Annotated in this window: 6 protein-coding genes; 1 reads left to right on the top strand and 5 read right to left on the bottom strand. The window is 57.8% G+C overall.

The features are described from left to right. Positions 1–273: 273 nt before the first annotated feature. Entirely contained in the window at positions 274–1,146 is an 873-nt protein-coding gene (locus HMPREF3101_RS09055; protein ID WP_070464603.1) for a DUF1906 domain-containing protein, read from the top strand. A gap of 78 nt (positions 1,147–1,224) precedes the next feature. On the opposite strand, the gene HMPREF3101_RS09050 is transcribed toward HMPREF3101_RS09055, so the two are convergent. From HMPREF3101_RS09050 to HMPREF3101_RS09030, 5 genes are all read right to left on the bottom strand, one after another. Then, positions 1,225–2,871, bottom strand: a complete 1,647-nt coding sequence (locus HMPREF3101_RS09050) for a solute symporter family protein (RefSeq protein WP_070464600.1) — start codon at positions 2,869–2,871, stop codon at positions 1,225–1,227. Positions 2,872–2,874: 3 nt separating this feature from the next. Continuing rightward, positions 2,875–3,153 (bottom strand): DUF485 domain-containing protein, encoded by a 279-nt coding sequence (locus tag HMPREF3101_RS09045; protein ID WP_083280188.1) that lies wholly within the window; start codon positions 3,151–3,153, stop codon positions 2,875–2,877. Between the two features lie 363 nt (positions 3,154–3,516). Continuing rightward, positions 3,517–4,344 carry an aldo/keto reductase gene (locus HMPREF3101_RS09040; protein ID WP_070464596.1) on the bottom strand — a complete coding sequence of 276 codons (828 nt, stop codon included), beginning with the start codon at positions 4,342–4,344 and terminating at the stop codon, positions 3,517–3,519. Between the two features lie 12 nt (positions 4,345–4,356). After that, a complete protein-coding gene (locus HMPREF3101_RS09035) occupies positions 4,357–4,716 on the bottom strand; it encodes an FKBP-type peptidyl-prolyl cis-trans isomerase (protein ID WP_070464593.1) in 360 nt (119 codons plus the stop codon). A 109-nt stretch (positions 4,717–4,825) separates the two neighbouring features. Then, positions 4,826–6,121 carry a citrate synthase gene (locus HMPREF3101_RS09030; protein ID WP_083280187.1) on the bottom strand — a complete coding sequence of 432 codons (1,296 nt, stop codon included), beginning with the start codon at positions 6,119–6,121 and terminating at the stop codon, positions 4,826–4,828. Between the last annotated feature and the right edge of the window lie 151 nt (positions 6,122–6,272).

Below are 6,272 nucleotides of genomic sequence, written 5' to 3'. Positions count from 1 at the left end.
CTTCGCGCCACGCGGTGGTTGGGAGAGTGTCAACGATGTCGCAGCTGAGGTGTCAACCTTCACCCCAGGTAGTTTCCCCTAGCTAAGTGTCAATCATGTCGCGGCTGACCTGTCAACCATCAGGAAGGTTCTCCCAGTCACGCTGTGTCAACTATGTCGTGACTTCGGACACTCTCTGGGGCACTCTTTTTGCCCGCTAACAGCTATTGCATTCAGCATTCCTGCCGCGTTGCGCGGCCCACAGATGATGCCAATGGGACTAACGTTACGGATGTGACTGCATCTTCGTATTCTCGCCGGACGTTTCTCAAGTCCGCCGCCATCGCAACCGCGGCTGGCGCCGCCTCGTCTACCCTCTTCTCCCCCGACGCTGCAGCCCAAGCATCTGGGCGTGTTGTGGGCACTGTCATCGACTACTCGGCAGGCGTGCCGTCTGCACGAAGCGTGAAAGCCGCTGGCCACATGGGTGCCGTACGCTATGTTTCTGAGCGCCGACCGGGCGCGAATTGGATGCTAGGCAAGCCGGTTACCTTGGCTGAGACCCGTGACTTTGCCGCGCAGGGCCTCTACACCGCCTCGGTGTACCAGTTTGGGCGCGCGGAGACGGCTGACTGGTTGGGCGGCGCGGCGTCGGCAGCCAAGCATGCCCCTGACGCTATCCGCCTCCACCGTGCTGCCGGTGGGCCGACCGGCAAGCCGATCTATGTGGCGATTGATGACAACCCGCACAAGGACCACTACACCCACCAGATCCGACCCTATCTGCGCGCGTTTCAAGCAGCGCTGACCGTGGCCGGCTACCAGATGGGCGTATACGGCAACTACAACGTGATCCAGTGGTGTGTGGAAGACGGCATTGGCAGCTACTTCTGGCAGCACGACTGGGGTTCTGGCGGCAAGATCCACCCGCGCACCACCATTCACCAGAAGGCGAAGTGGACAGCGACCATTGATGGCATCCAGGTGGACATCAACAACGTCTACGCCCGCGACTGGGGCCAGTGGCTGCCGGGGCAACCTCAGCAGTCGCCACTTCCGCCGATTTCGCTGAATACGCCGCAACAAAGTGACGCAGCAGCCATAGCGGATCTGATTGCAACGAGCAGTCAGCTCTCTTCGAAGATCGACTGGGCAGGCTTGCTCTAATCCCCTCCTTGATCACGACGCCATAAAACGGCATGAAAAAACGGCGCTTTTCCAAGCGCCGTTTTTTCATGCCACGGATTAGTGGTCGACCGGAGCCTCCACACCAACACCGGTGAGCGAGCGGACCTCCATCTCGGCCTGCAGCTCATCGAAGTTGTCCGGCTTACCCAGGAAGGTGCCGATGATGCCGCCGAGGAAGCCAAGCGGGATGGAGATGATGCCCGGGCTAGACAGCGGGAAGATGGACCAGTCTGCATTCGGGAACATCGCGGTCGGCGTGCCGGATACTGCCGGAGACAGGAAGATCAGCACCAGTGCGGAAATCAGACCGGTGTAGATCGACACAACCGCGCCAGTGGTGTTGAAGCGCTTCCAGTACAGGGAGTACAGGATGGTCGGCAGGTTTGCGGATGCCGCGATAGCGAATGCCAGGGACACCAGGAAGGCCACGTTCTGCGTCATCGCCAGGATGCCCAGGATGATGGAGACAATACCCAGGACAACCACGGTGATACGGGAAACGCGGACCTGCTCGTCTTCAGTTGCCTGACCGTCACGCAGGACAGCCGCATAAACGTCGTGCGCGATGGATGCGGAGGCGGTAATTGCCAAACCAGCAACCACGGCGAGCACCGTTGCGAATGCAACCGCGGCGATCAGCGCCATGAACACGGAGCCACCCAGCTCGAACGCCAGCAGCGGTGCCGCAGCATTCGCACCACCCGGCGCAGCCAGGATGCGGTCCGGGCCAACGAAAGCAGCTGCAGCGTAGCCCAGGATCAGGGTGAGCAGGTAGAAGGAACCGATCAGGACAATTGCCCAAGTCACGGACTTACGTGCTTCCTTCGCGGTAGGCACGGTGTAGAAGCGCATCAGCACGTGCGGAAGACCAGCGGTACCAAGCACCAGGGAGAGGCCCAGGGAGATAAAGTCCAGCTTGGAGGTGGTGGTTGCGCCGTACTTCAGGCCCGGCTGCAAGATGTTTTCCGCGTCATAGCCCTTCTCCGCCAGGTATGCGGAGTCTGCGTGGGTTGCAATCGCCTGGTCGAAGATCGAGTTGAGACCACCCTTGGCCAAAACGAAGGCCAGAATGGTCATGATCAGCACGCCGGTGATCAGCAGAACGGCCTTGATCATCTGCACGTAGGTGGTGCCCTTCATGCCGCCAACCAGAACGTAGATGATCATGACAACGCCAACGATGGCAACACAGATCGCCTGTGCGGCAAAGGAGTGCAGATCCAGCAGCACGGACACCAGCGAACCTGCGCCAGCCATCTGTGCAATCAGGTAGAACAGCGACACGAACAAGGTGCCGAACGCGGCGGCCACACGGACCGGCTTCTGGCGCAGACGGAAGGAAAGCACGTCAGCCATGGTGAAGCGGCCAACATTACGCAGCGGCTCAGCCACCAGCAGAAGCGCTACCAGCCAGGCAACGAAGAATCCGATGGAGTACAGGAAGCCGTCATAACCGCTGAGTGCGATGGAGCCGACGATGCCCAGGAAGGATGCTGCGGACAGGTAGTCACCTGCAATTGCCAGGCCGTTCTGCGTACCGGAGAAGGATGCGCCACCGGTGTAGAAGTCAGAAGACTCGCTGGTGGTCTTACCTGCGCGGGTAACAATGAACAGGGTCACAATGATGAACGCGCCGAAAATGGCGATGTTCAGAATCGGATTGCCGGTGGCCTGCGCCTCGGCAGCGAGGGTGTAGATCTGCATGTGTTAGCCCTCCATCTCTTCACGGATTTGTGCCGCACGCGGCTCAATGTTCTTGTTCACCCACTTCACATAGACGTAGGTGATGGCAAAGGTGGTAATGAACTGCGCCAACCCCAACCACAGGCCCAAGTTCAAGCCAAGGAAAGGACGTGCCATTACCTCCGGTGCGAAGGTGGCAAAGATGACGTAGAAGAGGTACCAGATAAGCGCGACAATCATCACTGGGAAGGTGAATCCGCGGAATGTGCTGCGAAGCTCCTGGAATTCAGGGCTCTGTTGCATTGCCACAAACTCGTCAGGCGTGGGCTCACGACGAGTGGGGACTGCTGTAGATCCAGCCACGACCTCAATCCTTTCTAACTAGAGGAAGTTTTCGCCTTGTTACGAGTTCGGTCAGTAAAAGCTGCCAAATACGTAACGCAACACAGAAAATGTAACGTACAACACAAAGCGTCTCCAATGTTTAAGACTTCTCATTCCCTAGCTGGGGGTGAAACTACCCCCGAGCAATGCTGTGACCTGCACCTCTAATTGGTGCTATTTATATGTCTGTGTTCTTTTTCCTGCATGAAAAAACGCCCGCACCGTAACAGTTCATAAACAGTGCAGGCGTTTTTCTTTGCCGCTTTCGCGGCCCTGAGCGGACTAGTTCGGGAACGTCCGCGGGTTCCCCCACAGCCGCTCGCCGGCGACGGAGTTGAGGGCGTCGACGTCAGCGCTATCAAGCACGAGTTCCGCTGCCCCCAAATTCTCCTCCAAGCGCTCCAAATTGGCGGTCTTAGGCACAACAGAGCAACCAAGCTTCATCAGGTAAGCCAACACCACCTGAGCCGGTGTTGCACCGTGTCGCTCAGCCACCGCCGCAATTTCCGGCGCGTCAAAGTTCTTTCCTCGTGCAAGCGGCGCCCACGCTTCAGTCACAATGCCATGTGTGGCGTGATACTCCCGCAACTTGGGCTGAGTGAAACCGGCGTGCAGTTCCACCTGGTTCAGCACTGGGGTAACACCAGTAGCTGCGATCAGCTCGTCTAGAACCTCTTCGTAGAAGTTCGCCACCCCAACGGACTGCAACTGCCCCATGCCCTGCAGCTGCACAATCTGCTCAAACGCGGATACGTACGTACCCTGCTTCGGGCACGGCCAGTGCACCAGATACAAGTCAATGAATTCCAGCCCGAGGCGCTTCAACGACTCTTGGTATGCCTCCCCCGCGCGGTGCTGATCATCATTCCACAGCTTCGTGGTAACAAACAGCTCCTCACGAGTCACATCCCCCGCAGCGATCGCATCACGAATCGCCTTACCAACCTCAACCTCGTTGCCGTACAACGAGGCAGTATCGATGTGTCGGTACCCCAGCTCGATTGCCCGGCGCACAACCGGTTCTACATCTGCGCCTTCAAGCTTGTAAGTACCAAGGCCAAGCAGTGGGAAATCATAACCGTCATTCAACGTGGTTACTGGGATACCCATAACGTTTAGCTCCTATCTCACGTCCAGCAGGTCAATAACAAAGACCAGCGTACGACCAGCAAGCGGATGGCCGCCACCCGCTGGGCCGTAGGCCTTTTCCGGCGGGATGGTGAGCATGCGGCGACCGCCAACACGCATCCCCGGGATACCTTCCTGCCAGCCCTCAATTAGACCAGCCAACGGAAACTCCGCAGCCTCACCGCGGTCCCAGGAGGAGTCAAACTCATTTCCAGAGTCATAGGTCACGCCAAGGTAGTGAACCTTTACGTAGCCACCTGCGACAGCCTCAGCACCGTCACCAACAACCAAGTCCTCAATAACCAGGTCAACCGGTGCCGGCGCTTGCGGTACCTCAATGATTGGCTTTTCCATAGGTCACTATCTCCTGTTCGTTGATAAGCCTTAAAACAAGTAAAACCGCCGAGCGGACTCCCAAGAGTATAAGGGAAGTCCAGCAAACGGCGGTATGACGCGAAAACGCTTAACGCTTGTCGCGCGGCACGAAGTCGCGCTTCTGGTAGCCGGTGTAGATCTGACGCGGGCGGTTGATCTTCGTGTTCATCGCCAGCTGCTCACGGTACTGAGCAATCCAACCCGGCAGACGGCCGATGGCAAACAGCACGGTGAAGAAGTCCGTTGGGAAGCCCATCGCGCGGTAGATCAGGCCAGTGTAGAAGTCCACGTTGGGGTAGAGCTTGCGCTGGATGAAGTAGTCATCATTCAGTGCGATCTCCTCAAGCTTCATGGCCAGATCCAGCAGCTCGTCACCGCCCAAGTGCTCCAGCACCTCGTGTGCGGTGTCCTTCACAATGGCTGCACGCGGGTCATAGTTCTTGTACACGCGGTGGCCGAAGCCCATCAGGCGAACGCCCTTTTCCTTGTTCTTCACGCGGTTCATGAAGTCGGTTGCGTCGCCGTCGTGGTTGTTCTTGATGTCTTCCAGCATCTCCAGAACAGCCTGGTTTGCACCACCGTGCAGCGGGCCAGCCAGAGCGTTAATGCCACCAGCAACAGCCACGAACATATTGGCCTGTGCGGAAGCGATCATGCGAACCGTGGAGGTGGAGCAGTTCTGCTCGTGGTCAGCGTGCAAGATGAGCAGCTTGTCCAGAGCCTTGGTCAGGACCGGGTCAACGTGGTAGTCCTCGGTCGGGTAACCGAACATCATGCGCATGAAGTTCTCACGCGGGTTCAGGGAGTTGTCCGGGTACATGTACGGCTTACCGCGGGATGCGCGGTAAGCGTATGCAGCCAGCATCGGCACCTTAGCCATCAGGCGCACGGTCGCCTTGTTCAGCTGCTCCTCATCGAGCGGGTTGAGCTGGTCTTGGTAGTAGGCGGAGAGAATGTTTACGGAGGACGCAAGCACCGCCATCGGGTGAGCGTTGCGCGGGAAGATGTTGAACGCAGCCTTAAAGTCCTCATCCAAGAGGGTGTGGTGGCGCAGGTCCTGGTTAAATGCGTCCAGCTCCTCCACCGTCGGCAGCTCGCCGTTGATCAGCAGGTAGGAAACCTCGTTGAAGGTAGCGTTCTCAGCCAGATCTGCAATGTCGTAGCCACGGTGGCGCAGAATGCCCTCAGCACCATCAATGTAAGTAATTTTGGACTCAGTGGAGCCGGTAGAAACATAGCCCGGGTCGAAGGTAACCAGGCCGGTCTCATTCAAAAGGTTGCCAAGCACAACACCGTCATTACCTTCGGTGGCCTGCATGATGTCCATCTCATACTCGCCACCTGGGTAGTGAAGTACTGCCTTGTTTTCGTTTTCAGAAGCCACAGTGACCCTTTCCACATAGACACTTGCCGCACCTTGGACACACGCTACAAGTACGTGGACACGTTGTGCGGATCTTTACCATGGAACATAGTAGCACCGTATGTGACGCAAGCGACATGGTTCGTCTTGGCGGAGGGGGGCTCACCCTTTA

Source organism: Corynebacterium sp. HMSC29G08, from assembly GCF_001806875.1.
In the GTDB taxonomy this organism is placed as follows: domain Bacteria; phylum Actinomycetota; class Actinomycetes; order Mycobacteriales; family Mycobacteriaceae; genus Corynebacterium.
This window is presented reverse-complemented; position numbering and strand designations above follow the sequence as displayed.

Excerpts from the sequence above, each read along its gene's own strand:
- HMPREF3101_RS09050 (WP_070464600.1), bottom strand. The coding sequence starts at position 2,871 with ATGCAGATCTACACCCTCGCTGCCGAGGCGCAGGCCACCGGCAATCCG.
- HMPREF3101_RS09045 (WP_083280188.1), bottom strand. The coding sequence starts at position 3,153 with ATGCAACAGAGCCCTGAATTCCAGGAGCTTCGCAGCACATTCCGCGGA.
- HMPREF3101_RS09040 (WP_070464596.1), bottom strand. The coding sequence starts at position 4,344 with ATGGGTATCCCAGTAACCACGTTGAATGACGGTTATGATTTCCCACTG.
- HMPREF3101_RS09035 (WP_070464593.1), bottom strand. The coding sequence starts at position 4,716 with ATGGAAAAGCCAATCATTGAGGTACCGCAAGCGCCGGCACCGGTTGAC.